General features: G+C 73.6%; 24 protein-coding genes and 1 riboswitch. Of the genes, 19 read left to right on the top strand and 5 right to left on the bottom strand.

The window, feature by feature from the left end; translation table 11 throughout:
- Positions 1–45 precede the first annotated feature (45 nt).
- The 12 genes from Q2K16_RS05810 (at position 46) to Q2K16_RS05755 (ending at position 11363) form a co-directional block, all read left to right on the top strand.
- Positions 46–312 carry an acyl carrier protein gene (locus tag Q2K16_RS05810; protein ID WP_302744009.1) on the top strand — a complete coding sequence of 89 codons (267 nt, stop codon included), beginning with the start codon at positions 46–48 and terminating at the stop codon, positions 310–312.
- Positions 312–557: a hypothetical protein gene (locus Q2K16_RS05805; RefSeq protein WP_088647750.1), complete on the top strand. Its 246-nt coding sequence runs from the start codon at positions 312–314 to the stop codon at positions 555–557. Before Q2K16_RS05810 ends, Q2K16_RS05805 begins: the two co-directional genes overlap by 1 nt.
- A complete protein-coding gene (locus Q2K16_RS05800) occupies positions 550–1746 on the top strand; it encodes a beta-ketoacyl-[acyl-carrier-protein] synthase family protein (protein ID WP_302744007.1) in 1197 nt (398 codons plus the stop codon). Before Q2K16_RS05805 ends, Q2K16_RS05800 begins: the two co-directional genes overlap by 8 nt.
- Positions 1747–1772: 26 nt before the next feature.
- A complete protein-coding gene (locus Q2K16_RS05795) occupies positions 1773–2297 on the top strand; it encodes a beta-ketoacyl synthase chain length factor (RefSeq protein ID WP_302746379.1) in 525 nt (174 codons plus the stop codon).
- The gene (locus Q2K16_RS05790) at positions 2294–3910 is read left to right on the top strand and encodes a class I adenylate-forming enzyme family protein (RefSeq protein ID WP_302744006.1); all 1617 of its coding nucleotides are present in this window, start codon (positions 2294–2296) and stop codon (positions 3908–3910) included. The genes Q2K16_RS05795 and Q2K16_RS05790 overlap by 4 nt, the downstream gene beginning before the upstream one ends.
- Positions 3907–5166, top strand: a complete 1260-nt coding sequence (locus Q2K16_RS05785; RefSeq protein ID WP_302744005.1) for a beta-ketoacyl-[acyl-carrier-protein] synthase family protein — start codon at positions 3907–3909, stop codon at positions 5164–5166. Before Q2K16_RS05790 ends, Q2K16_RS05785 begins: the two co-directional genes overlap by 4 nt.
- A gap of 70 nt (positions 5167–5236) precedes the next feature.
- On the top strand, positions 5237–6346 hold the full coding sequence (gene hppD / locus Q2K16_RS05780) for a 4-hydroxyphenylpyruvate dioxygenase (RefSeq protein ID WP_302744004.1): 1110 nt from the start codon (positions 5237–5239) through the stop codon (positions 6344–6346).
- Entirely contained in the window at positions 6343–7266 is a 924-nt protein-coding gene (locus Q2K16_RS05775; RefSeq protein WP_302744003.1) for a phytanoyl-CoA dioxygenase family protein, read from the top strand. Before hppD ends, Q2K16_RS05775 begins: the two co-directional genes overlap by 4 nt.
- A 3-nt stretch (positions 7267–7269) precedes the next feature.
- Positions 7270–8067: a DUF3050 domain-containing protein gene (locus tag Q2K16_RS05770; protein WP_302744001.1), complete on the top strand. Its 798-nt coding sequence runs from the start codon at positions 7270–7272 to the stop codon at positions 8065–8067.
- The gene (locus Q2K16_RS05765) at positions 8064–9032 is read left to right on the top strand and encodes a thiamine pyrophosphate-dependent dehydrogenase E1 component subunit alpha (protein ID WP_302744000.1); all 969 of its coding nucleotides are present in this window, start codon (positions 8064–8066) and stop codon (positions 9030–9032) included. The genes Q2K16_RS05770 and Q2K16_RS05765 overlap by 4 nt, the downstream gene beginning before the upstream one ends.
- Before the next feature lies 1 nt (position 9033).
- The gene (locus Q2K16_RS05760) at positions 9034–10005 is read left to right on the top strand and encodes an alpha-ketoacid dehydrogenase subunit beta (protein WP_302743999.1); all 972 of its coding nucleotides are present in this window, start codon (positions 9034–9036) and stop codon (positions 10003–10005) included.
- Positions 10005–11363, top strand: coding sequence for a hypothetical protein (locus Q2K16_RS05755; RefSeq protein WP_302743998.1), 1359 nt, complete (start codon positions 10005–10007; stop codon positions 11361–11363). The genes Q2K16_RS05760 and Q2K16_RS05755 overlap by 1 nt, the downstream gene beginning before the upstream one ends.
- A 227-nt stretch (positions 11364–11590) precedes the next feature.
- On the opposite strand, the gene Q2K16_RS05750 is transcribed toward Q2K16_RS05755, so the two are convergent.
- Together Q2K16_RS05750 and Q2K16_RS05745 are read right to left on the bottom strand one after the other, a co-directional pair.
- Positions 11591–12274: an SGNH/GDSL hydrolase family protein gene (locus tag Q2K16_RS05750; RefSeq protein WP_302743997.1), complete on the bottom strand. Its 684-nt coding sequence runs from the start codon at positions 12272–12274 to the stop codon at positions 11591–11593.
- 109 nt (positions 12275–12383) lie between these two features.
- On the bottom strand, positions 12384–13739 hold the full coding sequence (locus tag Q2K16_RS05745; protein WP_302743995.1) for an AfsR/SARP family transcriptional regulator: 1356 nt from the start codon (positions 13737–13739) through the stop codon (positions 12384–12386).
- 306 nt (positions 13740–14045) lie between these two features.
- Between Q2K16_RS05745 and Q2K16_RS05740 the strand changes: the two genes are divergently transcribed.
- The gene (locus tag Q2K16_RS05740) at positions 14046–14570 is read left to right on the top strand and encodes a hypothetical protein (RefSeq protein ID WP_302743994.1); all 525 of its coding nucleotides are present in this window, start codon (positions 14046–14048) and stop codon (positions 14568–14570) included.
- A gap of 39 nt (positions 14571–14609) precedes the next feature.
- On the opposite strand, the gene Q2K16_RS05735 is transcribed toward Q2K16_RS05740, so the two are convergent.
- Positions 14610–15863, bottom strand: a complete 1254-nt coding sequence (locus Q2K16_RS05735) for an MFS transporter (protein WP_302746378.1) — start codon at positions 15861–15863, stop codon at positions 14610–14612.
- Between the two features lie 77 nt (positions 15864–15940).
- Complete coding sequence (locus Q2K16_RS05730) at positions 15941–17494, bottom strand: class I adenylate-forming enzyme family protein (RefSeq protein WP_302743993.1); 1554 nt, start codon at positions 17492–17494, stop codon at positions 15941–15943.
- 357 nt (positions 17495–17851) lie between these two features.
- Between Q2K16_RS05730 and Q2K16_RS05725 the strand changes: the two genes are divergently transcribed.
- From Q2K16_RS05725 to Q2K16_RS05700, 6 genes are all read left to right on the top strand, one after another.
- Positions 17852–19138 (top strand): SGNH/GDSL hydrolase family protein, encoded by a 1287-nt coding sequence (locus tag Q2K16_RS05725; RefSeq protein ID WP_302746377.1) that lies wholly within the window; start codon positions 17852–17854, stop codon positions 19136–19138.
- 61 nt (positions 19139–19199) lie between these two features.
- Positions 19200–20420, top strand: coding sequence for a cytochrome P450 (locus Q2K16_RS05720; RefSeq protein WP_302746376.1), 1221 nt, complete (start codon positions 19200–19202; stop codon positions 20418–20420).
- Positions 20421–20432: 12 nt separating this feature from the next.
- Positions 20433–21452: an alpha/beta hydrolase gene (locus Q2K16_RS05715; RefSeq protein ID WP_302743992.1), complete on the top strand. Its 1020-nt coding sequence runs from the start codon at positions 20433–20435 to the stop codon at positions 21450–21452.
- Positions 21449–22552 carry an alpha-hydroxy acid oxidase gene (locus Q2K16_RS05710; RefSeq protein ID WP_302743990.1) on the top strand — a complete coding sequence of 368 codons (1104 nt, stop codon included), beginning with the start codon at positions 21449–21451 and terminating at the stop codon, positions 22550–22552. The genes Q2K16_RS05715 and Q2K16_RS05710 overlap by 4 nt, the downstream gene beginning before the upstream one ends.
- Positions 22553–22556: 4 nt before the next feature.
- Positions 22557–23864 carry an aminotransferase-like domain-containing protein gene (locus Q2K16_RS05705; RefSeq protein ID WP_302743989.1) on the top strand — a complete coding sequence of 436 codons (1308 nt, stop codon included), beginning with the start codon at positions 22557–22559 and terminating at the stop codon, positions 23862–23864.
- Between the two features lie 124 nt (positions 23865–23988).
- The gene (locus Q2K16_RS05700) at positions 23989–24240 is read left to right on the top strand and encodes a hypothetical protein (protein WP_089003913.1); all 252 of its coding nucleotides are present in this window, start codon (positions 23989–23991) and stop codon (positions 24238–24240) included.
- A 159-nt stretch (positions 24241–24399) separates the two neighbouring features.
- Here the strand turns inward: Q2K16_RS05700 and Q2K16_RS05695 are convergent, their stop codons facing one another.
- Complete coding sequence (locus tag Q2K16_RS05695; RefSeq protein ID WP_302743988.1) at positions 24400–25836, bottom strand: glycine hydroxymethyltransferase; 1437 nt, start codon at positions 25834–25836, stop codon at positions 24400–24402.
- A gap of 18 nt (positions 25837–25854) precedes the next feature.
- A riboswitch (ZMP/ZTP riboswitch) is annotated at positions 25855–25944 on the bottom strand.
- Between the last annotated feature and the right edge of the window lie 103 nt (positions 25945–26047).

Raw genomic sequence — 26047 nt, 5'->3', positions numbered from 1 at the left:
CCCGACCGGGCGCCGGCGACCAGCCCATCGAGAGAGGTAACCGTCATGCGAGACGAGGTCCGCACCTTCGTCATCGAGCAGCTCCGGGACATGAACTACGACGTCGACGGGATCGACGACGACACCACGCTCGGCCCGTCCGGGGTGGACCTGGAGTCGCTCGCCCTGTCCGACCTGTCCGTCCGGGTGGAGGACCGCTACGGGCTGCGGTTCGCCGACGACGAGTCGGAGAAGCTGGCCCTGATGACGGTGGGGGAGTTCACCACCATGGTCGCCGACCGGGTCGCCGGGGCGACCACCGACAACCGCTGATGTCCGGTCAGCCCGACCTGGGGCGAGCTGACCTGGTGAGCATGCTCGCCGAACTGACCGGCAAACCCGTCGACCAGGTCCCGCACCGGGTCGGCTCGATGGAGCTGGCCTGGCTGGTGCACCTCGTCGAACAGCGCTACGACACCCGGATGGACCTCACCGACGACCAGCTCGCCGGCATCCGCACCCTCGACGACGCCCTGGCCGTGTTCCACACCTGCCTCACCGCCTCCGCTGATGGTTGAGCGGGGCACCGTCACGATCTCCGGCACCTACGCGGTCAGCGCCTTCGGCAGGGGGGTGGACGCCCTGCTGGCCGGGGTCCTGTCCGGGGTGCCGGCATTCCGACCGGTCCGCCGGTTCGACACCACCGGCCGCCGGGTGACCGTCGCGGCCACCCGCCCCGACGTGGCGACCCTGCCGCAGGAACTGGCCGACGCCGTCGACGCCGCCTGCCGGGCCGCCGGGCTGGACCCGGCGCAGCGCCGCGCGTCGGCGCTGCTCCTGGCCACCCACGGCGGGCCGGCCACCCTGCCCGGCCCGTACACCGACGACCGGCCGACCGCCGACACCGACGACCCGTGGTGGGCCGGCGGCGAACGGGACGACGCCGGCCCGGCCTGGCCGGAACTGCCCACCCTGGCCGGTCGGCTGGCCCGGCGGTGCGGGCTCGGCGGCCCCACCCGGGTCTACACCACCGCCTGCGTCTCGGCCAGCAGCGCGGTCGCCGACGCCGCCGCCATGATCCGCCGGGGGGACACCGACCGGGTCGTGGTGGCCGCCGGCTACCTGGTGGAACCGGACCAGTTCGCCCTCTTCGACGCCGGCCGGGCGCTCGCCACCGACGGGGCGGTCCGCCCGTTCAGCGTCGGACGGCAGGGTCTGCTGCTCGGCGACGGGGTGGCCGCGGTGGTGCTGGAGTCCGCCGCCGCGCTGCACCGGCGGGGCGGGACGCCGGTGGCGACGCTCGCCGGCTGGGGCCGGGCCGGCGACGCCCACCACCCCTGCCAACCCGACCCGCAGGGGGGCGGACTGGCCCGGGCGATCGGTGCGGCGCTGGGCCGCGCCGGCCTGCCCGCCGGTGCGGTCGGCTACGTCAACGCCAACGCCACCGGCACCGGGTTCAGCGACGCCTCCGAGGCGGCGGCGCTGCGGGCGGCCCTGGGCGAGCGGGCCGGGCAGGTGCCGGTCAGCTCCACCAAGGCGCTGCACGGGCACGCGCTGGAGGCGTCCGGCCTGCTCGAACTGGTGGTCACCGTGGCGGCGCTGGGGCACGGGAAACTGCCCGTCAACGCCGGTTGGCTCGGCCCCGACCCGGCCTGCCCGTTGGACGTGGTCACCGCCGCGCCCCGCCCGGTGACCAGCCGGTACGCGCTGAGCCTCAACGCCGCCTTCGGCGGCGCGAACACCGCCCTGCTGGTGGGTGCGCCGTGACCGGCACGCGCGGCCCGGGACCCGGGATCGTCCCGGGCCGTCCGGCCGGTCACGGCGCACCCCGGGTGCTGGCGCAGGCGCGCTGGCCGGAACCGGGCGACGGGCCGCCACCGCCGCTGCCCGGGTTCCTGCACTCGCCGTTCGCGCCGCTGGTCGCGGCGGTGGCCGGGCGCTGCCTGGACCGCCGGCCCGGTGGTCCGGCGGCCGGCACCAGGTGCGCGGTGGTGCTGGTCAGCGCCTCCGGCGACCGGCCCAGCGCCACGCACGTCCGGTCGACGGTCGCCGCCGGGGGGCGGGTCGGCCCACTGTTCTTCTTCCAGTCGGTGCCCAACAGCGTCGCCGGGCAGGTCGCCGCCCGGTGGGGGCTGACCGGGCCGGTGGTGTGCCTGAGCCCGACCGGTGACCCCCGGGCCGACGCCACCGCCGAAGGGGAACTGCTGCTGTACGACGGCGACGCCGACGAGGCGTTGCTGGTCCTGATCGACGAGGCACCCGACGCGACGCCCACCGGCGCCGTCGCGGTGCTGCTGGGGGGAGGAGACAGTCAATGAGGACGAAGGGACTGCGGGGGGTGCTCGCCGCCGATCCGCAGCTCGGCGCGGGGAACGTGCTGGCCCGGGTGCTGGCCCACGGCGCGGACCCGCAGGGGCCGGGGTTGACCTTCGACACCCCGGTCGACGGGCACCCCGCCGGGCAGCCGCTCACCCTGGGACAGCTCGACGAGCGGGTCGCCGCGCGGGCGGCCTGGCTGCACGACAGGGGGGTGCAGCCCCGCGACCCGGTCGCCGTGTGGGCCACCGCCGCCGCCGACATGGTGCTGAGCTACCTTGCGCTGACCCGGCTCGGCGCGATCCCTGCGCTGATGAACGGCAAGCTGCGTCCCGAGATCGCCGCCGAGTACATCCGCCGGCTGCGCAGTGCCGGGGTGCTCGCCGACGCCGCGCACACCGAGCTGCTGGCCGGGCACGACCTGGGCGTACCCCTGCTCGGCACCCCGGCGGAAGCCGGCACCGGCGACCCCGCCCGGTCGCCCGCCCACTACCGGCACCACCCCGACGACCCGATCGTCATCACCCACACCTCAGGCACCACCGGCGTCCCGAAGGCGGTGCTGCACTCGCACGCCAGCCTCTTCGCCGCCACCCGGCACCTGCTGTCCATGCCGCAGGCGCAGGGCACCCGCCGCATCCTCAACGCGCTGCCCGCCCCGCACACCGCGACGGTGCTGATGGTCAACCAGGCGCTGGGCAACCGGGCGGAGATGTTCCTGCTGTCCGAGCAGGGCGGCGAACGGGTCCTCGAGGCCATCCAGCAGTGGCGGCCCGACGGGGTCTTCGGCTTCTCGATGACCTGGGCCGAGCTGGCCCGCTTCGACCTGAGCGGGTACGACCTGGACTCGGTGCGGCTGTGGTTCAACACCGGCGACTGCTCGCACGAGCCGCACGTCCGCCGGCTCGTCGCGGTCGGCTCGCGGGACGTGGTCACCCGGCAGGGCGTCACCCGGGTCCCCGGTTCCGTCTTCATCGACGGCCTCGGCTCCAGCGAGATGGGGCACTCGATGTTCCACATCACGCACACCACCGACACCGACCGGTACGGCCGCTGCGTGGGCCGGCCCTACCAGTTCGCCAGGGTGGCCGTCCTCGACGCCGAGGGCAACGAGCTGCCCCCCGGCCAGGTCGGTTTCCTCGGCATCGACTCGCCGTCGCTGTTCCGGGGCTACTGGAACGACTCGGTCACCAGCTACCGGTTCCGGCTGCGCGGCTGGTACCTCACCGGGGACCTGGTCCACGCCGACGCCGACGGCCGCTACTACCACCTGGACCGGGCGGTCGACTCGGTGACGCTGCCCGACGGGCGGCGCTACTTCACCGCGCTGTCCGAGGAACGCGTCCTCGCCGCCTGCCCCGACGTCACCGACTGCACCGTGCTGATCGTCGCCGACGGCGACACGGCCACCACCGACGTGCTGCTGGAGCTGGCCGCCGGGGCGGACCCGAGCGTCGACCGGACCGCGACCATCCGGGCCGCGCTCGGCCCCGACGTGGGGGCGACCCTGCGCCGGGTGGTTCCGGTGCACGCCGACGACATCCCGGTCACCGTCACCGGCAAGGTCCGCAAGGTGGCGCTGCGGGAACGCTACCTCGCGGAGTCGTCGTCATGACCGTCGTCATCACCGGCATGGGGTTGTTCAGCCCCGTCGGGCGGGGCGTGGACGCGACCTTCGCCGCGTTGACCACCGGCCGGTCCGGGTTGAGCCGACCGCCCGAGGGACACCCGGCCCGGGAGTCGCTGGAGGTCGCCGGGGTGCTTCCGCCGATCGACCCGCGTACGGTCGCCACCGGCCCGGAGACCAAGGTGCTCGACCGGGTGGTGCTGTTCGCCCTGCTCACCGCCGCCGACGCGCTCGCCGACGCCGGCATCCAGGTGGGCCGGGACGTCGACCCGGCCCGGATCGGCGTCGTCGTCGGCGGGGTAGGCGGCATGTCCACCCTGGAACAGCAGGTGATCGCCCGCACCGAACGCGGCCGGGCCGCCGTCAGCCCGTACCTGCTGACCGGCATCCTGCCGAACATGGCCTCGGCGCGGATCGCCATCGCCCACGGCATCCGCGGCTACAGCTCCTCGGTCGGCACCGCCTGCGCGTCCGGGGCCCAGGCGGTCGCCGACGCCGCCCGGCTGATCCGGGCCGGCGAGGCCGACGTGGTGCTCTGCGGGGCCAGCGAGGCGCCGCTCTTCCCCACCTTCGCCGACACCTTCGGCAACGCCCGCGCGCTGGCCCGGGGCTGGGCCGACCCGACCGAGGCGAGCCGCCCGTTCGACAGGCGACGCAACGGGTTCGTGCTCGCCGAGGGGGCCGCCCTGCTGGTGCTGGAACGGGCCGGACACGCCGCCGCCCGGGGCGTGCGCACCTACGCGGAGGTGGCCGGCTACGGCAGCACCACCGACGCGCACCACCCGACGATGCCCAGGCCCGACGGCGAGGGGGCGGCCGACTGCATGCGCGCCGCCCTGGCCCGGGCCGACGTCCCGCCGGCCGAGGTCGGCTACGTCAACGCCCACGGCACCGGTACCAGACTCGGCGACATCGCCGAGAGCACCGCGCTGGGCAAGGTCTTCGGCGTCGGCGGGGTGCCGGTCAGCTCCACCAAGGCGCTCACCGGTCACCTGCTCGGCGCGTCCGGGGTGGTGGAGGCGGCGGCCTGCGCGCTGGCGCTGCGCGCCGGCCTGCTGCCGCCGACGTACCACCTGGACGACCCGGACCCGGACTGCCCGGCCGACCACGTCCGCGACGTGCCCCGGGCGAGCCGGGCCGAGTTCGCGCTCACCAACTCCTTCGGATTCGGCGGGCAGAACGTGAGCCTGCTGCTGCGGCGTACCACCGGGGCTGGCGCCCGGCCCGCCGAGCCGGGGAGGTGATCGACGCTGCGACCCGGGCCGCACGTGCCCGGACGGCAGTCACGGGGGGACATGGGGAAGGGCTGGAGAGATGGACATTCGTGGAATAGACCACATCGAACTGTACGTGGGGGACGCCCGGCAGGCGGCCTTCTACTTCGGTACCGCCGTCGGTTTCACCCTGCTCGGGCAGGGCGGTCCGGAGACCGGGCTGGTCGGGCAGCGGTCCCTGCTGCTGGGGCAGGCCGACATCCGGATGGTGCTGACCACGGGCCTCACCGCCGACCATCCCGCCGCGGGATACGTGGCCCGGCACGGTGACGGGATCGCGGTCGTGGCGGTGGAGGTCGGCGACGCCGCCGGGGCGTACGCGGAGCTGGTGGCCCGGGGTGCGACGCCGGTGACCCCGCCGCGCACCTGGACCGGTGCGGACGCCGAGGTGGTGACCGCCGAGGTGGGCGGCTTCGGTGACGTGCTGCACCGGCTGGTGGAACGCCGGGGCGACCGGGGCGACTTCCTGCCCGGCGCGATCGAGGTGACCCCGGCCGGCGGGACCGACGAGCGGCTGCTCGCCGAGATCGACCACCTGGCGGTGTGCGTGCCGCCCGGCCAGCTCGACGACACCGTGGCGCACTACGAGCGGGTCTTCGGCTTCGCGCAGATCTTCGAGGAGCACATCGAGGTCGCCGGTCAGGCGATGAACTCCAAGGTGGTGCAGGACGCCTCCGGGCGGGTCACCCTGGTGCTGCTGGAACCGGACGCCGGTCGGCGTCCCGGCCAGATCGACGCGTTCCTCACCGAACACCACGGGGCCGGGGTGCAGCACCTGGGGCTGCGTACCGACGACATCGTCGGCGCGGTCGGCGCGCTCGGGGCCCGTGGGGTGCGCTTCGCCGGCACCCCGGCCGCCTACTACGACGACCTGGAGCAGCGGGTCGGCAAGGTCGACGCGCCGCTGGACCGGCTGCGGGACCTCAGCATCCTGGTCGACGCCGACCACGGCGGGCAGCTGTTGCAGATCTTCACCGAGTCGATGCACGTGCGGCGCACCCTCTTCCTCGAACTCATCGAGCGGCGCGGGGCGCGCACCTTCGGCAGCGGCAACATCCGGGCCCTCTACGAGGCCAAGGAACGGGAGCTGGCCGTGGCGGGGGCGACCCCCGCCGTCGCGGTCGGCACGGCACGAGGAGCAGGTGCATGACCACGACCCATCCGACGTTGACCGCCGAGGAGGAGGCGCTGCTGCCGTCCGACGAGGACGTGCGCCACTACGCCGAGCACGGCTGGTACCTGTCGAAGAAACTGCTCACCGACGACGAGGTGGACGCCCTGACCGCGGCCACCGACCGCTACTACGACGGCGAACGGGACCGCACCCTGCCGGTGCGCCCGCCGAAGCTCGCCTACTGGGACCCGTCGAAGGGGCCGGTGCAGCGGCACAACGACTACGTCCACGTCGAGCACGACGGGATCGCCGCGATCCTGCGTAAACCGCTGATCGGCGCGGTCGCCGCCCGGCTGGCCCAGGCCGACGAGATCCGGATCTTCCAGTCCACGCTGATCTACAAACCGCCGATCTCCGGTGAGCCGTCGAACATCGTGCCCTGGCACTTCGACAAGCACTACTGGTCGTCCTCGTCGTCGGAGCGGATGCTGACCGCGTTCATCCCGTTCCACGACTGCGGGGAGGAGATGGGCACCATCACCATGGTCGACGGTTCGCACAGGTGGTCGGAGACCGGCGCGGACGACACCGTCGTCAGGCACTTCGCCGAGCGGGACCGCGACCAACTGGAGGAGATGCTGGCCGAGAACGCGGCGCACAACGGCGCGCAGATCCGCAAGATCCCGATGGTGATCCCCAAGGGACACATGAGTTTCCACCACTGCCGCACCTACCACGGCAGCGGTGCCAACGTCAGCGGACGCCCGCGCCGGGCGATCTCGCTGCACCTGCAGGACGGCGACAACGCCTACCGGGAGTTCCCGCTCTCCGACGGCAGCCTCGCCGCGTACAACCACGACGTGCTGGTCCGCCGCACCCACTCCGGCGGGCCGGACTACGCGGACCCCGACTACTGCCCGGTCATCTGGCGCGATCGCGCCCAGCAGGGAGGCTAGAACATGTCACGGTACGACTGGGGTAAGACGCACCCGGGCATCGAGCGGTTGGAGCAGGCGGTGACCGACCGCCGCGACGTGGTGGTCAAGCACCCGCTCTACGCCAACCTGGACACCCACGAGGCGTTGGTCACCTTCATGGAACACCACGTCTTCGCGGTCTGGGACTTCATGTCCCTGCTGAAGTCGTTGCAGCGGCAGCTCACCTGCGTGACGGTGCCGTGGATCCCCACCGGCCCGACCGGCAGCCGGCGGCTGATCAACGACATCGTCATGGTGGAGGAGAGCGACGAGCTGGGCGAGGGCTACATCAGCCACTTCGAGCTGTACGTGCGGGGGATGGGCGAGGCGGGCGCGGACACCACCGCCGTCGACCGGCTGGTCGAGCTGCTGCGCGGCGGCACGTCGGTGACCGACGCGCTGGTCGAGGCCGGGGTGCCCGAGCCGTCGCGGGCCTTCGCCGCCACCACCTGGAAGATCATCGAGTCGACCCCGGTGCACTGCCAGGCCGCCGCGTTCGCCTTCGGCCGGGAGGACCTGATCCCCGACATGTTCACCCAGGTCGTCGCGGTCAACGAGCGCAGCAACCGGCTGCACACCTTCGTCGACTACCTGGAGCGGCACATCGAGGTCGACGGCGAGCAGCACACCCCGATGGCGATGCAGATGCTCGCCGACCTGTGCGGCGACGACGACGTCAAGTGGCAGGAGTGCGCCGACACGGTCAACCTGGCGCTGACCGCCCGCGCCCAGCTCTGGGACGACATCCTCGCCGCCGTCAAGGAGGGCCGCGACCGGTGACCGACGCCGACCCGGCCCGGCTCTACCGCACCGTACGGCTGATCCGCCGGTTCGAGGAGCGGGCCATCGCCCTGGTCCGCTCCGGGCACATCGTCGGCGGCATCCACCCCTACCTCGGTCAGGAGGGGATCGCCGCCGGCGTGTGCGCCGCGCTCGGCGCGGGGGACCTGGTCACCGGCACCCACCGGGGGCACGGCCACGTGCTCGCCAAGGGTGCCGATCCGGCCCGGATGATGGCCGAACTGTGTGGCCGGGAAACCGGACTGAACCGGGGCCGGGGCGGCTCGATGCACGCTGCGGACCTCTCCCTCGGGGTGCTCGGCGCCAACGCGATCGTCGGGGCGTCCCCGGCGATCCTCACCGGCGCGGTGTGGGCCCACCGGCAGCGCGGGAACCCCGTGCTGGGGGCGAGTTTCTTCGGTGACGGGGCGGTCAACGAGGGGATGCTGCTGGAGGCGTTCAACCTGGCCGCGCTCTGGCGGGTGCCGGTGCTGCTGGTCTGCGAGAACAACGGCTACGCCACCACCATGCCGGTGGCCGGCGCGGTCGCCGGCACCATCACCGGGCGGGCCGAGGCGTTCGGCATCCGGGCCACCGTCGTCGACGGGCAGGACCCTGAGGCGGTCCGGCAGGTCACGGCCGCCGCCGTCGCGCGGATGCGCGACGGCGGCGGGCCGGAGCTGGTCGAGGCCCGCACCTACCGGTTCGACGCCCACCACACCTTCGAACACTCGGTACGCCTCGACTACCGCCCGGCGCAGGAGGTGACCGACGGCCGGTCCCGGGACCCGGTGGAGATCCAGGGTGCCCGGCTGTCGACGGCCGACCGGGAGGCGATCGACGCCGAGGTGGAGGCGACCCTCGACGCGGCCGTCGCGTTCGCCCTGGCCGGCCCCGAACCGGACCCGGCCGGTGCGCTGGATCACCTGTACGCCAGTGGGCTGACCGCCCGGGGAGGCTCCTGAGATGCCACGGTTGTCGTACCGCAAGGCGCTGACCCGGGCGCTGACCGACGAGATGACCCGGGACGGGTCGGTGTTCCTGCTCGGCGAGGACATCCGGGTGGGCGCGTCCAACGTCACCCCGGGCCTGCTCAAGCGGTTCGGGCCGGACCGGGTGCTGGACACCCCGCTGTCGGAGCAGGCGTTCACCAGCTTCGCCACCGGGGCGGCGCTGGCCGGGCTGCGGCCGGTGGTGGAGTTCCAGATCCCGTCCCTGCTGTTCCTGGTCTTCGAGCAGATCGTCAACCACGCGCACAAGTTCCCGATGATGACCGGCGGGCAGTGTGCGGTGCCCGTCACCTACCTGGTGCCCGGCTCCGGTTCCCGCACCGGCTGGGCGGGACAGCACTCCGACCACCCGTACTCGCTGTTCGCGCACGTCGGGATCGTCACCGTGGTGCCGGCCACCCCGGCCGACGCGTACGGGCTGTTGACCTCGGCGATCCGGCACGACGACCCGGTGGTGGTCTTCGCCCCGGCCGCCGCGCTGGAGGTCCGCGACGACGTCGACTTCGCCGCCCTCGCCCCGGTGCCGCTCGGGCGCGGGGTGGTCCGCCGGGCCGGCGACGACGTCACCGTGGTCGCCGTCGGGCACCTGGTGCACGACGCGCTGGCCGTCGCCGAGGAGTTGGCCGGCCAGGTGTCGGTGGAGGTGTTCGACCCACGCACGCTCTACCCGTTCGACCTCGACGGCCTGCTCGACTCGGTGTCCCGCACCGGCCGGCTGGTGGTCGTCGACGACTCCAACCGGTCCTGCGGCATCGCCGCCGAGATCATCACCTCGGTGCTGGAACGGGTGCCGCTGGTCGCGCCGCCGCGCCGGGTCACCAGGCCGGACGGAGCGGTGCTGCCCTTCGCGCCGGCGCTCGACCGGGCCGTGCAGCCGGGCCGCGAGCAACTCACCGCCGCCATCCAACTGACCATGAAGGACAGATGATGACCGATCCGAACTACCCGTGGCCCGAGGCCGGTCAGGCGTGGCGCGAGCTGCCGGAGACGGCCCGTACGGCGATGGTGGCCGGCGGGGCCGCCGCCTGGCGGGACATCTTCTACGGCTGTGCCACGTACAACAAGCAGTGGCGGCTGGCCCGGCCCCCGGTCATGCCGGCGGACGCGTTCCGCGAGTTGAACGAGGTCTGCGACCGGATCGCCCAGCTCATCCTGGACGCCTGCCGGCGGCGGGCCCGCACCGCCGGGGAGTTGCGGCAGCTGCTCGGGGTGCCCGAGGGGGAGACGAGGCTGCTCGACGAGTCCGAGGAGCTGTCCGAGGAGCTGCTCGCCGCCTACCGGCCCGACGTGCTGATCTCCGGCGGGGTGCCGAGGATCGTCGAGTACAACATCGACAGCAGCCTGGGCGGCGGGTTCGACGCCGACACGGTGGTCCACCGGTACGCGGCGCTCTACCGGGAGCAGGGCATCCTCGACGGGCTGCCGGTGCGGCCGGCCCCGTCCCTGCTCGACCAGCGGTTCGTGGCGATCCGGGACGGGCTGTCCCTGGCCGACGGGGCCCGGGTGGCGCTGCTGCTCGACTTCGACGCCGACTACCCCGGTCTGGAGACCCCGGACGACTTCATCAAGATCCTCTCCCCGCTGGTCGACCAGGCCCGCCGGTTCGGCATCGACCTGGTGATCGCCCCGGTCGGCACGGCCACCCTGGACGACGCGAAGCGGCTGGTCGTCGGCGGCGCACCGGTCGACGCGCTGTTCCGCCTCTTCGTGCCCAACCGGGTCACCCCGAGCGCCGGCCTGGACGCGGTGGCCGGGGCGCTCGACGCCGGCACCCTGCCGATGTTCGTCAGCACCGCTGCCTGGCTGCTCGGCAACAAAATCAACTTCGCCTGGCTCTACGAGGACCTGGACCTGCTCTCCGCCGACGACCAGGCCCTGATCAGCCGGTACGTCCCGCACACCGTGGCGTTCACCGCCGCCGAACTGGACCGGGCCCTGGCCGACCGGGAGAACCTGGTGGTCAAGCCGGCCGACGGCTCGGCCGGCCACGGGGTGCTCATCGGCCGGGAGATGGGCGACGCGGAGTGGGCCGAGGGTCTGCGGGCCGCCCTCGACCGGGGCGGCGACATCCTCCAGCGGTACATGCCCGCCGACCGGGTGGAGATGGACTTCGTCCAGATCGAGACCGGCGAGACGGTCACCGCCGAGGTGCCCTACAGCATCGCCCCGTACCTGTTCGGCCGCACCGGCTCGGGGGCGCTGGCCCGGGTCGGCTTCCCCGGCTGCGACGAGGTCCTCAACCTGGCCCGGGGCGTCCTGCTCACCGGCATCCTCCTCACCGACTGACCCACCCCCTGGCCCCCCGCCCCACCCCGCCCTCCGTCCCCGCCCCCCGCCCCGATGATCAAGAGGTTTACGTCATCCGCTCGCGGAAGGTCGACGCAAACCTCTTGATCACGCGGCTCTGGCCGGGCCGGGATGCGGTGATCAAGAGGTTTGGGGCGGGGACGGCGGCTCCGGGTGACGCAAACCTCTTGATCGATACCGCCGTTGGCAGTGGCGTGGGTGGGGTGTCAGGGGTGGTTGCCGAGGTGGACGCCGAGGCGGCGGACGGTCTCCGCGGCGGCGATGGCGTCGCTGCGGGCGCTGCCGTGCCGACCGTCGCTGCTGTACATCGACGGGTCGGTGCCGGCCGGATGGTCGGTCAGGTGCACATGCAACGCCCCCAACCGATCGGCCAGCCGCCCGGTACGCGAGGAGAGCAGCCGCATCCGGGCACCCAGCCCGGGCCGCAGCGCCGCCGGGACCGCCGGGCTGTGCGACACGTCGAACATGCCCACCGTGATCACGTCGGCCCCGGCGTCGCGCAGCGCCCCGACGATCGCGGTCAACTCGGTGTCCACCGCGTCCGGGTCGAACGCCGTCCGGAAGGCGTCGTTGCCGCCGCAGACCACGAGCGCCAGGTCGGGGGAGAAGGCCAACGCCCGGTCGAGCTGCCCTGCCCGGACCTGCTGCGCCCGCAGCCCGCGCCGGCCCAGGTTCAGGTACGCCAACCCGGGCCGCACCGCCGACAGCTCGGCGGCGATCCGGTCGGCCCATTGCACGTCCGGGTACCCCTCGACCGGCTCGCACATGCCCTCGGCGACGCTGTCCCCGAGCACCACGAACCGGTGCCACGGATGGTCGCGCAGCAGCGCGGCACTCTCCCCCTCGCGCAGGCAGTACGGATCGGTGGCCTCGGTCAACGTCGATGACATGGCCGGGAATGTAATCGACCGGACCGGTGCCGTCGATCACGCCGACCCCTCGCATCGCCTGGTGGTCGTCCAGGTGCGCCGACCAGCGTCGGCGCTGCCTCCAGGCGTCTCAGGTGCCCCGGCAGGGTGCCTCGGCGGCCGTCCGGCCGCAGGTGGCCAGGCTGCACCAGCGTCGCATTCCGGTGTCGTCGAGAAAGAGCCATCCGCAGCGGGGGTCCGGGCAGACCCGGACGGTGAGCCGGCGCGGATCACCGAGCAGTTCCGCGGCGCTCCACGCCGCCGCGTGCACCGGCAGCCGCAACCCGGCCGCCGGGTCGGGCCACCACCGTCCCCGCCCGTCGGCCTCCCGGCGGAACACCAGCGTCCGGGCGGCCTGCTCGGCGTACCGGGCCACCGCGTCGAAGGCCGGTCCGTCGGCCGGGTCGGTGAGGCAGGCGTACAGCCGGGCCCGCAGCGTACGCACCTCGTCCAGGACCACCGCTGCGCCGGCCGGATCACGGCGGCCCAGCTCGATCAACCGGCCCACGGTCGGGTCGTCGACGAGGCCGGCGTGCCCGGTCCACACCGCGAGCGTGCGGTAGCCGCGCAGCCACTCGGCCCCCGGCACCGGCGGTTCGTGTCGCCAACCGGCGAACGTGTTGCAGAACTCCAGCGCCGGATGCCCGCCGACGCCCCACGGCAACGCCTCGCCGCGTACCCGTACCTCGTAGACCGGCCGGTCCGCCCGGTCCAGCCGGTGGTCGGCCCGGAGGATTCCCCGGTGCACCTCCCGCAGCCGGGCCCCCGGTTCGACCCCGATCTCCTCGACCAGAGTGCGCCGGGTGCGCCGGTACAGCACCAACGCGTCCGTCTGTCGGCCACCGCGGTACAGCGCGGTCATCAACGTCGCCACCAGTTCCTCCCGGGCCGGGTGCCGGGCCACCAGCGGGGTCAGCTCGACGGCCACCCGGGTGTGCTGGCCGAGCGCGAGCCGGGCCGCCGCCCGCAGTTCTACGCCGGCCAGCCGCAGGTCCTCGATCGGACCGGCCAGCCGGTTGCGTAGCTCGTCGTCGGCGGTGTCGGCGAGCAACGGCCCGTGCGGCAGGGCCAGCGCCAGGTCGAGCAGTCGCACCCGTTCGGCCGGGTCGGTGCTGCCACCTGCCCGGTGCACCAGCCGGGCGAGTTCGGCCACGTCCACGGTGTGTCCGTCGTCGTGCACCAGGTAGCCGTTGCCGACGGTGGCGATCCGCACCCGGTACGGCCCCAGCGCGGCCCGCAACCGTCCGATGTAGGTGTGCACCGCGCTGCGGGCCGAGGCCGGCGACCGGTCCGGCCAGAGCAGGTCGATGAGCCGGTCGGTGCCGACCAGGTGTCCCACGTCGAGCAGGAGCAGCCCGAGGAGGCACCGCTCCTGGCGGCGGACCCCGAGATCGACGACGACGCCCTCCTGGCGGGCCTGGAACGGGCCGAGCAGACGGAATTCCATGCCGCTGAGACCACCTGGCCGGCCCGATCGGTTGCCGCCGCCGTGGTCACCGACGCCTCGGACGGAACCGGGACAGCCACCGGTCGCGGATCGTCCCCGGCGTCCCCGGCGTCGGCGTCAGCGAGGTCGCCCGCCTCCCGCGCACCGGGGGCGGCGCGGAACCGTGGACGGTGTCCGGTGAGCCGGTGGTCAGCGGCCCGCCGGAGGTGGATCGTGCTCCTTTGCCGACCCTGTCCGGGCGGTCAGCCGGTGGTGAGGACGGCCGGTGACCCTGGACCGGACGATGACGAGGAGATCGGAGTGCCCATGCGTTGGACGACGAGACTCGGTGCCGCCCTGACCGCGGTGACGCTGGCGGGGACCGGGCCGACCGCTGCGGCGGCGGCCGGCGGTGGCCCCACCGGAGGCTGGGTGCCGGCCCCACAGGAGGAGTTCACCCTGCCGGCCGGGGCCCGCTGCGCGTTCGGCATCCGGGTGGCGGCCGAGGTCGACGAGGTCCGCAAGCTGGTGCTGACGACGAACCCGGACGGTTCGCCACGCCGGGAGCTGTACACCGGCGCGCTGATCGAGACGGTGACCAACACCGACACCGGGGCCGTCACCCGGGTGGACGCCAGCGGCACCTCCCTGGTCAGCTACGCCGCCGACGGCACGATGACCTGGTATGTGACCGGCCCGGTGCTGCTCGGCTTCCGGGACGACGCCGGCTCGTTGCCGAAGGGGTTGTGGCTGATCGACGGTCGGTTCGTCGTCCGGTTCACCGCCGACTACGACAAGACCGTCACCATGTTGCACGGCACCACCCACAACGTCTGCGACGACCTGGACTGACTGTGAGGCTGGCCGGGTCGGCCCGTGGCGACCTGACCGTCAGACCGGCTCGACGGCCGTCGGTGGGGGTGCCGGCCGGCCCATCCGCAGCGGCCCGGCGACCAGCGGCGTCACGGTCAGCACCGCGCACACCACCGCCATCACCAGCAGCGCCGGCCTCAGCCCGAGGGCCGCCACCGACCAGCCGCCGACCAGCGCCCCGACCGGCAGCCCGACGAACGCCAGCGAGCCGGAGATCCCCAGCACCCGGGTCTGCAACGCGTCCGGCACCCGTTCGTAGAGGGCCGCGCCGAGCAGCGGGTTGACCGCCGCGATGCCGATCCCGGACAGGAACGTCACCACCAGCACCACCACCAGATGGTCGGTCAGCGCCAGCGCCAGCAGCCGGGGCGCGCCGCTCAACGCGGCCCCGGCCGCGAAGATCAGGGTCCGGGGCAGCCGGGGGCCGAGCATCGTGAAGACCAGGTTGCCGAGCAGCGCGCCACCGCCGAACACCCCGAGCACCAGGCCGAACCCGGCCGGGTCGCCGAACTCGTCGCGGACCCACAGCGGCACCCAGACGGCGGTGTTGGCGGCGGCGAACATGTTCAACGCGGAGACCACCACCAGCATGGTCAGCAGCACCCGGTCGGTGCGCAGGTAGCCGAACCCGGTGCGCAACGCCTGGAAGTAGCCCTCCCGGGGCGCGGCGGGCGCGTCGCTGGCGGGCGGGCGCACCAGCACCCCGACCAGCAGCGCACAGACCGCGAAGGTGCCCGCGTCGATCCAGATCGCCCGGGTCACCCCGACCCAGTCGATGAGCAGACCGCCGATGACCGTGCCGAACAGCGCGACCCCGCGCGCCAGCCCGTCGTAGGCGGAGGTGAGCCGGATCAGCTCGACCCCGGCGCGCTGCGCGGCCGGCCGGAACATGACGTGCTTGACCCGGTCGCCGATGCCGCGCAGCCCGCCGGCCACCGCGACGAGGGCGACGAGCGCCCCGAAGCCGAGCCACGGGGCCAGCGCCACCACCGCGATCACCGCCGCGCTCGCCGCGTCCACCGTGATCGAGGTGCGCCGTACCCCGAACCGGTCCGCCCACGGTGTCGCCAACGAGCTGGACAGCATGTACGGCAGGAACTCGGCCGCCGCGACGATGCCCATCTTGGCCGGGCTGCCGGTGGTGGTGAGCACCAGCCAGGGGATCGCGATCACCGAGATCCGGCTGCCCAGGTTGGAGATCAGGTCGGCGGCCACCAGGGTGACCAGTTCCCGCCGGGCGGCCCGCCGCGCGGGTCCCGGCGGCGCGGCCAACCCCCCGGCATCCCCCGCTCCGGCGCTGCCAGCTCCGGCGTCGGTGGCCGTACGGGGGCCGGTGTCGGCGTCGGCGGTCACGACGGGCTGCCGACCGGATCGGTTGCCGCGCCGGCGGCGTACCGTTCGCGCAGCGCCCGCTTGTCCACCTTCGCCGACCGGTTCAGCGGCAGCGCGTCGACGAACTCCACCGCACCCGGCGCCCAGGTGTCGCTCAGCTCGGTGGTGACCAGCTCGATCAGCTCCGCCCCGGTCACCGTCGCCCCCGGCGTCGGCACCACGTACGCGTACGGCAGCTCCCCAGCGACCGGGTCGGGCACCCCGATCACCGCCGCCGCGCGGACCTGCGGATGCCCGGCGAGGACGTCCTCGATCGGGCGGGAGTAGATCGGCCAGCTGCGCTGCCGGGTGAGGATGCGGTCCTGCAACCGGTCGACCAGGTAGAGGAACCCGTCGTCGTCGAGGTGGCCGATGTCGCGGGTGCGCACCCAGCCGTCGACGAGCGTCTCGGCGGTCAGCTCCGGTTGGCCGTGGTAGCCGTGGAAGCTGAGTTTGGTCCGCACCCACACCTCGCCGTCCACGTCGGCGGGCACCACCCGCCCGTCGGCGTCGCGGATCTCCACCGTCACGTCCCCGTACGGCCGGCCGCAGGAACCCAGCCGCTCCGGGTGCGCCGGGTCCTCGGTCAGGCCGGGCTGGGCGCAGATCACCACCGCCTCGCTGAGGCCGTACACGATGCGCAGGCACGGGCCGAACCGGGCGATGGCCTGGCGCAGCCGGGCGGGCGCGGCCGGCCCGGCACCCACGTTGAACATGAACATGGCGGAGAAGTCCGCGCCGGGCAGGGCCGGGTGGTCGAGCACCTCGTAGAGCATCGGCGGGGTGACGAAGGTGGAGGTGAGCCGTTCGGCGTCCACGGTGGCGACGAACGCGGCCGGGTCCCACTGCTGCCGCAGGAAGAGCACCCCGCCGGTGAACAGGTTGAACAGGGTGGTGATCTGGCCGCTGGCCAGCCACATCGGGGAGTGCGACAGGTGCCGCAGCAGCGGGAAGCCGGCAGCCCGGAAATCCGCCGCGAGGGCCAGCACCTGCCGGTAGAAGCTCTCTCGGTGGTGCACCAGTTTGGGGGTGCCGGTGGTGCCGCTGGTCTGCAGGAACGACTCCGGCACCGGCACCTGCGCGGGCAGCTCGACCGGCGGGGCGTCGGCGGTCAGTTCGACGCCCAGCCGCAGCACCGGCACCCCGGGCAGCGAGGCGGCGATCTCCCCACCCAGCCCGTCCGGGGCGTACGCGTGGTGCACGAACACCTCGGGGCGGGCCAGCCGGACGAACTCGTCGATCTCCCGCCGGGAGGTGACCGGAGCGATCCACATGCTACGGCAGCCGAGCAGGTGCAGGGCGAGCTGGAGCAGCGGGCCCTCCACCGCGTTGCCGAGCATCACCAGCACCGCCGCGCCGGGGCGTACCCCGTGGCCGGCCAGGGCGTACGCCAGCCCGCGTACCTCCGCGGCGACCTGCGGGTAGGTGAGTCGGCGGCCGTCGCCGACCAGCGCCTCTTGGTCGCCGAACCCGGCGAACAGCGCCAGCGCGTCGTGTACGTAGGTGGTGGATCGGTCGGCCCCGTCGGTCATCGCACAGCCCCCAGCTCGATGCGGCGGGTCGCCGGCGGCCCGGTGGGACCCGCCGTGGCGACCGGCCGGGTTGGCGTCCGAGCAGGTCACAGCCCGGCCCGCGACGGGGGTGCGCGCCATGGGCGACCGCACCGCCGCCGCTAGCGAGCCTAGGCCGGCGGCCTCGCCCGGGGACAGAGCCGAACGGCGAGGGGCCGCCCACCATGGACATTTGATCATGTCTATCGGGTTGATTGACGCCTGTCAGACGTCGCGGCTAGGTTTCTGGACCATCGTCCGGGCGGTGCCGTCAATGGGCGCCGACCCTGGGCGGCCCAACATGGAGGTTCAATGTCGACTCCGAAGAGATGGCAGGTCATAGCGTCTGCGGCCGTGTTGCTGGTCGTGGGCGCCCCGGCGGTGGTGGCCAGCGCCGGTCCGTCCGACTCCGACCGTGGCGGGGCAGCCGCCCGGGCGCAGTGGGCGGGAACGTGGGCCGCGGCGGTCACCCGCGGCAACACCGTCGGGCTGACGAACACCGGCCTGAACAACCAGAGCATCCGGATGACCGTGCGCACCACCGTCGGTGGTGACCGGCTGCGGGTCCGGCTGAGCAACCTCTACGGCGAGCAGGCGGTGCAGGTGGGACACGCCACCGTCGCCCGCCCCAACACCGCCACCCTGACCGACCGGTCGGACGTCCTCCCCGGCAGCGTGCGGGAGCTGAAGTTCGGCGGGTCCACCTCGGCGACCATGAACAAGGGCGCCGAGCTGCTCAGCGACCCGTTGACCTACCCGGTCGGCGAGCAGGAGGACCTGGTCGTCACCCTGCACTTCCCGGTGCTCACCGGGCCTGTCACGTTCCACGGCCAGTCCAAGGTCACCACCTTCATCGGGGCGAACGACCTGACCACCGCCGCCGACGGCGCCGGCTTCACCATCCGCCCGGACTGCTGCTGGATGTTCCTGTCCGGCATCGACGTGCTGCGTCCGGCGAGCCCCGGCGCGGTGGTGGTGCTCAGCGACTCGATCGGCGACGGCAACGGCAGCACCGTCAACGCCAACAAGCGCTGGCCGGAACTGCTCGCCGGGCGACTGGTCGCCGCGCGGCCCGAGGTGCGTACCCCCGGGGTGCTCAACCTGAGCCTGGCCGGCAACCGGCTCAACCACGAGGGCACCGAGCCCGGCGCGGGCGGCTTCCCCGGCTACTACGAGCTGGGCCCGAACGCGCTGGCCCGGCTCAACGAGGACGTCTTCCCGCAGACCGGCGTGAAGACCCTGGTGACCCACCTCGGCATCAACGACATCTGGATGTCCGACGACTCCGCCGACCGGATCATCGCCTCGCTGCGGCAGATCAACAAGCAGGCCAAGGCGCGCGGCCTGCGCAGCCTCGCGGTCACCCTCACCCCGTACGAGGGACACGGCAACCCGGGGGTGTGGACGCCCGAGAAGGAGACCACCCGGCAGGCGGTGAACACCTGGCTGCGGGGCCCGGGGGCGGCCGAGTTCGACGGGCTGCTCGACTTCGACGCGGTGCTGCGCGACCCGGCCCAGCCGAGTCGGCTGCTGCCCGCGTACGACGCAGGTGACCACATCCACCCGAACGACGCCGGCAACCAGGCGTTGGCGGACGCCGTACCACTTCGACTGCTCGGTCTGTGACACCGGTGGGGCGGCGGGGACGACCCGTCGCCCCCCGGTCATTTCCTGGGGAGGAAGCACCATCGTGGACGTCGACGAGATCCTGTCCGGCCTCTACAGCGAGGCCGGCCGGCAGGACCCCTATCCGTGGTACGCGGCCCTGCACGAACACGGGCCGATCAGCGTCATCCCGAACCGTCCGGAGCACAGCACGGTCAGCGCCGTGGCTGTCGGCTACGACCTGGTCGACCAGGTGCTGCGTGATCCGGAGTGGTACAAGCAGGCCCCACCGGGCTGGCAGGAGCAGGAGATCCTGCGGACCTTCCAGTCCTCGATGATGTTCGTCAACCCGCCCGACCACGGCCGGATGCGCGGCGTGTTCTCCCGTACCTTCACCCCGCGTCGGCTCGGCGCGCTGGAACCGGTGATCGTGCGGGTGGTCGACACCCTGCTTGACCGGATGGCCGACGCCGGGGCGGACGGTTCCGAGGTCGACTTCGTCGCGGACTTCGCCTACCCGGTTCCGGCGCTGGTGATGGCCGAGTTCATCGGCCTGCCCGAGACCGAGCTGGCCTGGTACCGGCAGCGGGTCGACTGGATCGACGAGTACCTCGACGTGGCGGGCAAGACCCCGCAGCGGCTGGCGCTGGCCAACCAGGCCGCCGAGGAGCTGCGGGCGCTCTACCGGGACCTGATCGGGCACCGTCGCCGCCAGCCGGGCGAGGACCTGATCTCCGGGCTGGTCGAGGCGCTGGACTCCGGCGAGGTCGACCTGACCGAGGAGGAGTTGATCAGTAACCTGATCGTGCTGTTCAACGCCAGCTTCGTCACCACCGTCTACATGTTCAGCAACGGCCTGCCGGTGCTGCTCGGCCACCCGGACACGGTCGCCGCGCTGCCCGGCGACGACGCGCTGGCCCAGGGCTGCGTCGACGAGGTGCTGCGGCTGGAGAGCCCGGTGCACTTCCTGGCCCGTGCCGCGCCCCGGGACACCGTGCTGGGCGGCGTGCCGGTCGCCCGGGACGAGAACGTGCTGCTGATCATCGCCGGGGCCAACCGGGACCCGCGCCGCTTCCCCGGGCCGGACCGGTTCGACCCGCGCCGCGACGGACCCCCGTCGCTGGCGTTCGGCGTCGGCCCGCACTTCTGTCTCGGTTCGGCGGTGTCCCGGTTGGAGGGCCGGATCGGCCTGCCCCGGCTCTTCGCGCGGTTCCCCCGGCTCGCGGTCAGCCAGCCGGCCGACTACAGCGGGAGCCTGTTCCTGCGCGGCATCGACAAGCTCTTCGTCACCACCGGCGGATAGGAGCCGATCCCCATGTCCCTCGACCCCCAGGTGGTCGCCTACCGGGCCGCGCGGGCCGCCGCCGGCACCCCGCCGCTGTACACCCAGACCCTCGCCGAGGCCCGCGCCGCCGACCTCGCCGCGATCCGGGCCGGCGGCGGCGACGTCGAGCCGGTCCACGAGGTACGCGACGCCACCGTCCCCGGCCCCGACGGGGAGCTGCGGGTCCGGGTGCACCGGCCGGCCGGCGACGGGCCGCTGCCCACCCTTGTCTACTTCTTCGGCGGCGGCTGGACGTTGGGCAGCGTGGAGACCGCCGACGGGATCTGCCGCCGGCTCGCCAACGCCACCCCCTGCCAGGTGGTGACGGTCGGCTACCGGCTCGCTCCGGAGCACCCGTTCCCGGCGGCCGTGCTGGACTGCCACGCCGCCACCCGGTGGCTGGCCGAGCACGCCGCGGCGCTGGGTGTGGACCCGGACCGGCTGGTGGTGGGCGGGGACAGCGCGGGGGGCAACCTGGCGGCGGCGGTGACCCTGCTGGCCCGCGCCGAGGGCGGCCCCCGGCTGGCCGGGCAACTGCTGGTGTACCCGAACACCGACCAGCGGGCCGACCGTCCGCGTCCCGACGGCCAGGGCACCGCCGACGACCGGGCCGCCGACGACGAGCAGGACCCGTTGCTGTTCAACAGGCACTCCGTCGACTGGTACCGGGGTCACTACCTGGCCGACCCGGCGGACGCGGCCGACCCGCTGGCCTCACCGCTGCTCGCCGACGACCTGTCCGGCCTGCCGCCGGCCCTGGTGGTCACCGCCGAGCACGACCCGCTGCGCGACGAGGGGGAGCGGTACGCGCAGCGGCTGCGAGAGGCCGGCGTGCCGGTGCGGGCCACCTGCTACCCCGGCATGATCCACGGGTTCTTCGCTATGCCCGGGGTCTTCGACGCCGGCCGACGCGCCCAGGACGAGGCCGCGGCCTTCCTCCGGGAGGTCTTCGGACTGCCCACCCCGCCGGTCGCCGGCCCGCTCACCGCCACGGTGGGGGACGGGCGGTGACGGTCGGGGAGGTCGACCGGCCGCCGGTCAGCCTGGCCGACTTCGCCGAGCTGGCCCGGCGGGCGCTCCCGGCCGGGGTCTGGGACTTCGTCGGCGGGGGCAGCGGCGTGGAGACCACGCTGGCCGCCAACCGGGCCGCCCTGGACCGGGTCGCCGTGCTGCCCCGGGTGCTGACCGGGGTGGAACGTCCCCGCACCGACGCGCCGCTGCTCGGCCGGGAACAGGCGATGCCGGTGGCGGTCGCGCCGATGGCGTACCAACGGTTGCTGCACCCGGACGGCGAGCCGGCGCTCGCGGCGGCGGCCGGCGCGGCCGGGGTGCCCTACGTGCTGAGCACGTTGAGCAGCACCCCGGTCGAGGAGGTCACCGCCGCCACCGACGGGCCGGTCTGGTTCCAGCTCTACTGGCTGCGGGACCGGGGACTGGTCGCCGAGCTGCTCGACCGGGCGCACGCCGCCGGCTGCGCCGCGTTGATGGTCACCGTCGACGTGCCGGTGCTCGGCCGGCGACTGCGCGACGTGCGCAACGGCTTCGCGTTGCCGCCGGAGGTGACCGCCGCCAACCTGCCCGCGGGCCGGGACGACCTGGCCCACGCCGGCACCCCAGGCGTGTCGGCCATCGCCGCACACACCGAGGCCGCCTTCGCCCCCGCCCTGACCTGGGCGGATCTGGCCTGGCTGCGGGAGCGCACCCGGTTGCCGCTGCTGGTCAAGGGGGTCCTCGACCCGCGCGACGCGGTCCGCGCCGCCGACGTCGGGGTGGACGCGGTGGTGGTCTCCAACCACGGTGGACGGCAGCTCGACGGGGCCCCGGCCACCGCCGCCATGCTGCCCGAGGTGGTCGCGGCCGTCGGCGAGCGGGTCGAGGTGCTGCTGGACAGCGGGGTACGGTCCGGCACGGACGTGCTGCGCGCGCTCGCCCTCGGCGCGACCGGCGTGCTGCTCGGCCGCCCGATGCTGTGGGCGCTGGCGGCCGGCGGGCGGGCCGGCGCGCTGGCCGCCCTCGACCTGCTCGCCGTCGAGTTGCGCGACGCGTTGACCCTGACCGGCTGCGCCGATCCGGTGCAGGCCCGGCGGCTGCGTACCCTGACCGGAGGCTGACCCGGTGGAGCATCTGGTGGACCTGGACCTGGCGACCCTGCACCCGGCGGTCGACGACCCGGCGCTGAACTCGATGAACTTCCTCAACGAGGTGTCCCAGCACTGGCCGGACGCGGTGTCGCTGGCGGCCGGGCGGCCGTACGAGGAGTTCTTCGACGACGACGCCCCGGGGCGCTGGCTGGACCGGTTCCGCCGGCACCTCGCCGACGACCTCGGGCAGACGCCCGACCAGGTCCGTCGCACCCTGTTCCAGTACGGCCGGACCAAGGGCATCATCCACCACCTGATCGCCCGCAACCTCGCCGTCGACGAGGACGTCCACGTCGACGACGAGGCGGTGGTGGTGACCGTCGGGTGCCAGGAGGCGATGCTGCTGGTGCTGCGGGCGTTACGGGCCGGCCCGACCGACGTGCTGCTCGCCGTCGCCCCGACGTACGTGGGGTTGACCGGGGCGGCCCGGCTGGTGGACCTGCCGGTGCGGCCGGTGGCCGGTGGCCCGGCCGGGGTGGACCTGACCGATCTGCGGGCGCAGGTGCACCGGGCGCGGGACGAGGGCCTGCGGCCCCGGGCCTGCTACGTGATGCCCGACTTCGCCAACCCCTCGGGCACCAGCATCGGGGTGGCCGACCGGCAACGGCTGCTGGACCTGGCCGCCGAGGAGGATCTGCTGCTCGTCGAGGACAACCCGTACGGGCTGTTCCCGGCGGGAGACGCCGACCGGGTGCCGACGCTCAAGGCGTTGGACACCCGACGGCGGGTGGTCTATCTCGGCTCGTTCGCCAAGACGGTGCTGCCCGGGGCGCGGATCGGTTACCTGGTGGCCGACCAGCGGGTCGGCGGGGTCGACGGTGCGGTGGGGTTGTTCGCCGACCAGCTCGCCAAGATCAAGAGCATGGTCTCGGTGAACACGTCGCCGCTGGCCCAGGCCGTGATCGGCGGGGCGCTGCTGGAGCACGGCTGCTCGCTGGTCGCCGCGAACCGGCGGGAACGGGCGGCCTACACCCGCAACCGGGACCACCTCCTCGCCGGCCTGCGGCGGCGTTTCCCGGTCGGCTCGCCGGTGCGCTGGAACACCCCGGCCGGGGGCTTCTTCGTCGTGGTCACCGTCCCCTTCCCGGTGGACGACGTGCTGCTGCGTCGCTCGGCCGAACGCTACGGGGTGCTCTGGACCCCGATGGCGCACTTCTACGACGACGGCCGCCCGGTCGACGCGTTGCGGCTGTCGGTCAGCGCCGTCACCCCGGAGCAGATCGACCTCGGCCTGGACCGGCTGGCCGCGCTGATCACCGACGAACTGGCGCACCTTTCCTGACCGGGCGACGGTCCGGTCGCCGCGCTCCGGCCGGCCCGTCACGGCGGGGCGACCGGTACCGCCTGTCGTCGAGCCGCCACCTGCCGTACTGTGCGCCGGATGATCCGGTGGCCATAATGGACGCATGATCGCTTGGGAGTACGCCCTGTTGGTCCGCCGTTACCAGGGACAGGGACGCCAGTTCCACGTCTCGTTCGTCTGGTACGGCCCGGACGGCTCACGCACCGACGTCACGGCCTACGGCGACACCGCCATCGCCCATCTCAACCGGGTCGGTCGGGAGGGCTGGGAACTGGTCTCCGCCGCCGAGGACGTCAACAACATCCAGGGCAGCACCGAGGTCCACCGCTACCACCTCAAGCGCCCCCTCCCCTGACCACGCCCACCCCCCACCGGCCCCGGCTGTCCCCGGTCGGGGCCGGGTGGGGGTGACGAGGGTCGGTGATCAAGAGGTTCGGGTCACCGGTGCGGGTTTTCGCGACCTGAACCTCTTGATCACCGCGAGAGGCGGGTGGGGGAGGGGGGCGGGTCGCGGTCAGTCGAGGGTGACGGTGGGGTAGAGGGGGAAGCCGGCGAGCAGGTCGGTGGCCTGCTTGGCGACCGAGTCGGCGACCGCCGGGTCGAGCACGTACTTGGCCTTCGACGGGGTGCCGTCGGCGTTGGCCCCCGGCGTGGTCTGGCTGAGCACGGTGTGGATCAGCTCGGCGGTGGCGTCCATCTCGGCGGTGCCGAGGCCCCGGGTGGTCAGCGCGGGGGTGCCGATCCGGATGCCGGAGGTGTACCAGGCGCCGTTGCGGTCCTGCGGCACGGCGTTGCGGTTGGTGACGATGCCCGAGTCGAGCAGCGCCTGCTCGGCCTGCCGGCCGGTCAGCCCGTGACCGGAGACGTCGAGCAGCACCAGGTGGTTGTCGGTGCCGCCGGTGACCAGAGTGGTGCCCCGACGCAGCAGCCCCTCGGCGAGGGCCTGCGCGTTGTCGACGATCCGCTGCGCGTAGTCGGCGAAGTCGGGCCGCCGCGCCTCGGCCAGCGCGACCGCCTTGGCCGCCATCACGTGTGGCAGCGGGCCGCCGAGCACCATCGGGCAGCCCCGGTCGACCTGGTCGGCCAGCTCCGGGCCGCAGAGCACCATGCCGCCACGCGGGCCGCGCAGCGACTTGTGGGTGGTGGTGGTGACGATGTGCGCGTGCGGCACCGGGTCGAAGTCGCCGGTGAAGACCTTCCCGGCCACCAGGCCGGCGAAGTGTGCCATGTCGACCATGAAGGTCGCGCCGACCGAGTCGGCGATCTCCCGCATGATCCGGAAGTTCACCTTCCGGGGGTACGCCGAGTAGCCGGCGACCAGGATCAGCGGCTTGAACTCGCGGGCCGCCTCGGCGACCCGGTCGTAGTCGATCAGGCCGGTGGCCGGGTCGGTGCCGTAGCTGCGCTGGTCGAACATCTTGCCGGAGATGTTCGGCCGGAAACCGTGGGTGAGGTGGCCGCCGGCGTCCAGCGACATGCCCAGCATCCGCTGGTTGCCCAGCTCGCGGCGCAGCGCGAACCAGTCCGCCTCGGTCAGGTCGTTGACCTGGCGTACCTGGGCCTTCTTCAGCGCCGGGGACTCGACCCGGTCGGCCAGGACCGCCCAGAAGGCGACCAGGTTCGCGTCGATGCCCGAGTGCGGCTGCACGTACGCGTGGGAAGCCCCGAACAGTTCCTTCGCGTGCTCGGCGGCGAGCGCCTCGACGGTGTCGACGTTCTGGCAGCCGGCGTAGAAGCGCCGGCCGACGGTGCCCTCGGCGTACTTGTCGCTGAACCAGTTGCCCATGGTCAGCAGGGTCGCCGGGGAGGCGTAGTTCTCGCTGGCGATCAGCTTCAGCGACTCACGCTGGTCGGCCAGCTCCGCGCCGATGGCGTCGGCCACCCGGGGTTCGACCGCCCGGATCACTTCGAGGGCACTTCGGAAGGCGGTGGACTCGGCGTTGCGCGACATGCGACCTCCAGGTGACGTGCGGAAGGCCCAGGCGCTCGGCGTGCGTCCTCATGACGGGGCCGCTTCCCGATGGTGCTCCATCCCGACGCGCCAGTCACGGCCCGCCGACGATCCTACCGGGTGGCCGGTGGTCTCTCCGGAGCACCTCCGGCGGGCTGCCGGTCGGAGGGTTGACCGGCCTGATCCGGGGCAATGCAGACGTAGGGGGACA

Source organism: Micromonospora cynarisoli (assembly GCF_030518815.1).
In the GTDB taxonomy this organism is placed as follows: domain Bacteria; phylum Actinomycetota; class Actinomycetes; order Mycobacteriales; family Micromonosporaceae; genus Micromonospora; species Micromonospora wenchangensis.
Note: the sequence above shows the minus strand (reverse complement) of the source record. Positions and strands in the feature narration are given on the sequence as shown.

Coding starts and splice junctions, on each gene's coding strand:
- Q2K16_RS05810 (WP_302744009.1), top strand. CDS start 46: ATGCGAGACGAGGTCCGCACCTTCGTCATCGAGCAGCTCCGGGACATG.
- Q2K16_RS05805 (WP_088647750.1), top strand. CDS start 312: ATGTCCGGTCAGCCCGACCTGGGGCGAGCTGACCTGGTGAGCATGCTC.
- Q2K16_RS05800 (WP_302744007.1), top strand. CDS start 550: ATGGTTGAGCGGGGCACCGTCACGATCTCCGGCACCTACGCGGTCAGC.
- Q2K16_RS05790 (WP_302744006.1), top strand. CDS start 2,294: ATGAGGACGAAGGGACTGCGGGGGGTGCTCGCCGCCGATCCGCAGCTC.
- Q2K16_RS05785 (WP_302744005.1), top strand. CDS start 3,907: ATGACCGTCGTCATCACCGGCATGGGGTTGTTCAGCCCCGTCGGGCGG.
- hppD (WP_302744004.1), top strand. CDS start 5,237: ATGGACATTCGTGGAATAGACCACATCGAACTGTACGTGGGGGACGCC.
- Q2K16_RS05775 (WP_302744003.1), top strand. CDS start 6,343: ATGACCACGACCCATCCGACGTTGACCGCCGAGGAGGAGGCGCTGCTG.
- Q2K16_RS05770 (WP_302744001.1), top strand. CDS start 7,270: ATGTCACGGTACGACTGGGGTAAGACGCACCCGGGCATCGAGCGGTTG.
- Q2K16_RS05760 (WP_302743999.1), top strand. CDS start 9,034: ATGCCACGGTTGTCGTACCGCAAGGCGCTGACCCGGGCGCTGACCGAC.
- Q2K16_RS05755 (WP_302743998.1), top strand. CDS start 10,005: ATGACCGATCCGAACTACCCGTGGCCCGAGGCCGGTCAGGCGTGGCGC.
- Q2K16_RS05750 (WP_302743997.1), bottom strand. CDS start 12,274: ATGTCATCGACGTTGACCGAGGCCACCGATCCGTACTGCCTGCGCGAG.
- Q2K16_RS05745 (WP_302743995.1), bottom strand. CDS start 13,739: ATGGAATTCCGTCTGCTCGGCCCGTTCCAGGCCCGCCAGGAGGGCGTC.
- Q2K16_RS05740 (WP_302743994.1), top strand. CDS start 14,046: ATGCGTTGGACGACGAGACTCGGTGCCGCCCTGACCGCGGTGACGCTG.
- Q2K16_RS05730 (WP_302743993.1), bottom strand. CDS start 17,494: ATGACCGACGGGGCCGACCGATCCACCACCTACGTACACGACGCGCTG.
- Q2K16_RS05715 (WP_302743992.1), top strand. CDS start 20,433: ATGTCCCTCGACCCCCAGGTGGTCGCCTACCGGGCCGCGCGGGCCGCC.
- Q2K16_RS05700 (WP_089003913.1), top strand. CDS start 23,989: ATGATCGCTTGGGAGTACGCCCTGTTGGTCCGCCGTTACCAGGGACAG.
- Q2K16_RS05695 (WP_302743988.1), bottom strand. CDS start 25,836: ATGTCGCGCAACGCCGAGTCCACCGCCTTCCGAAGTGCCCTCGAAGTG.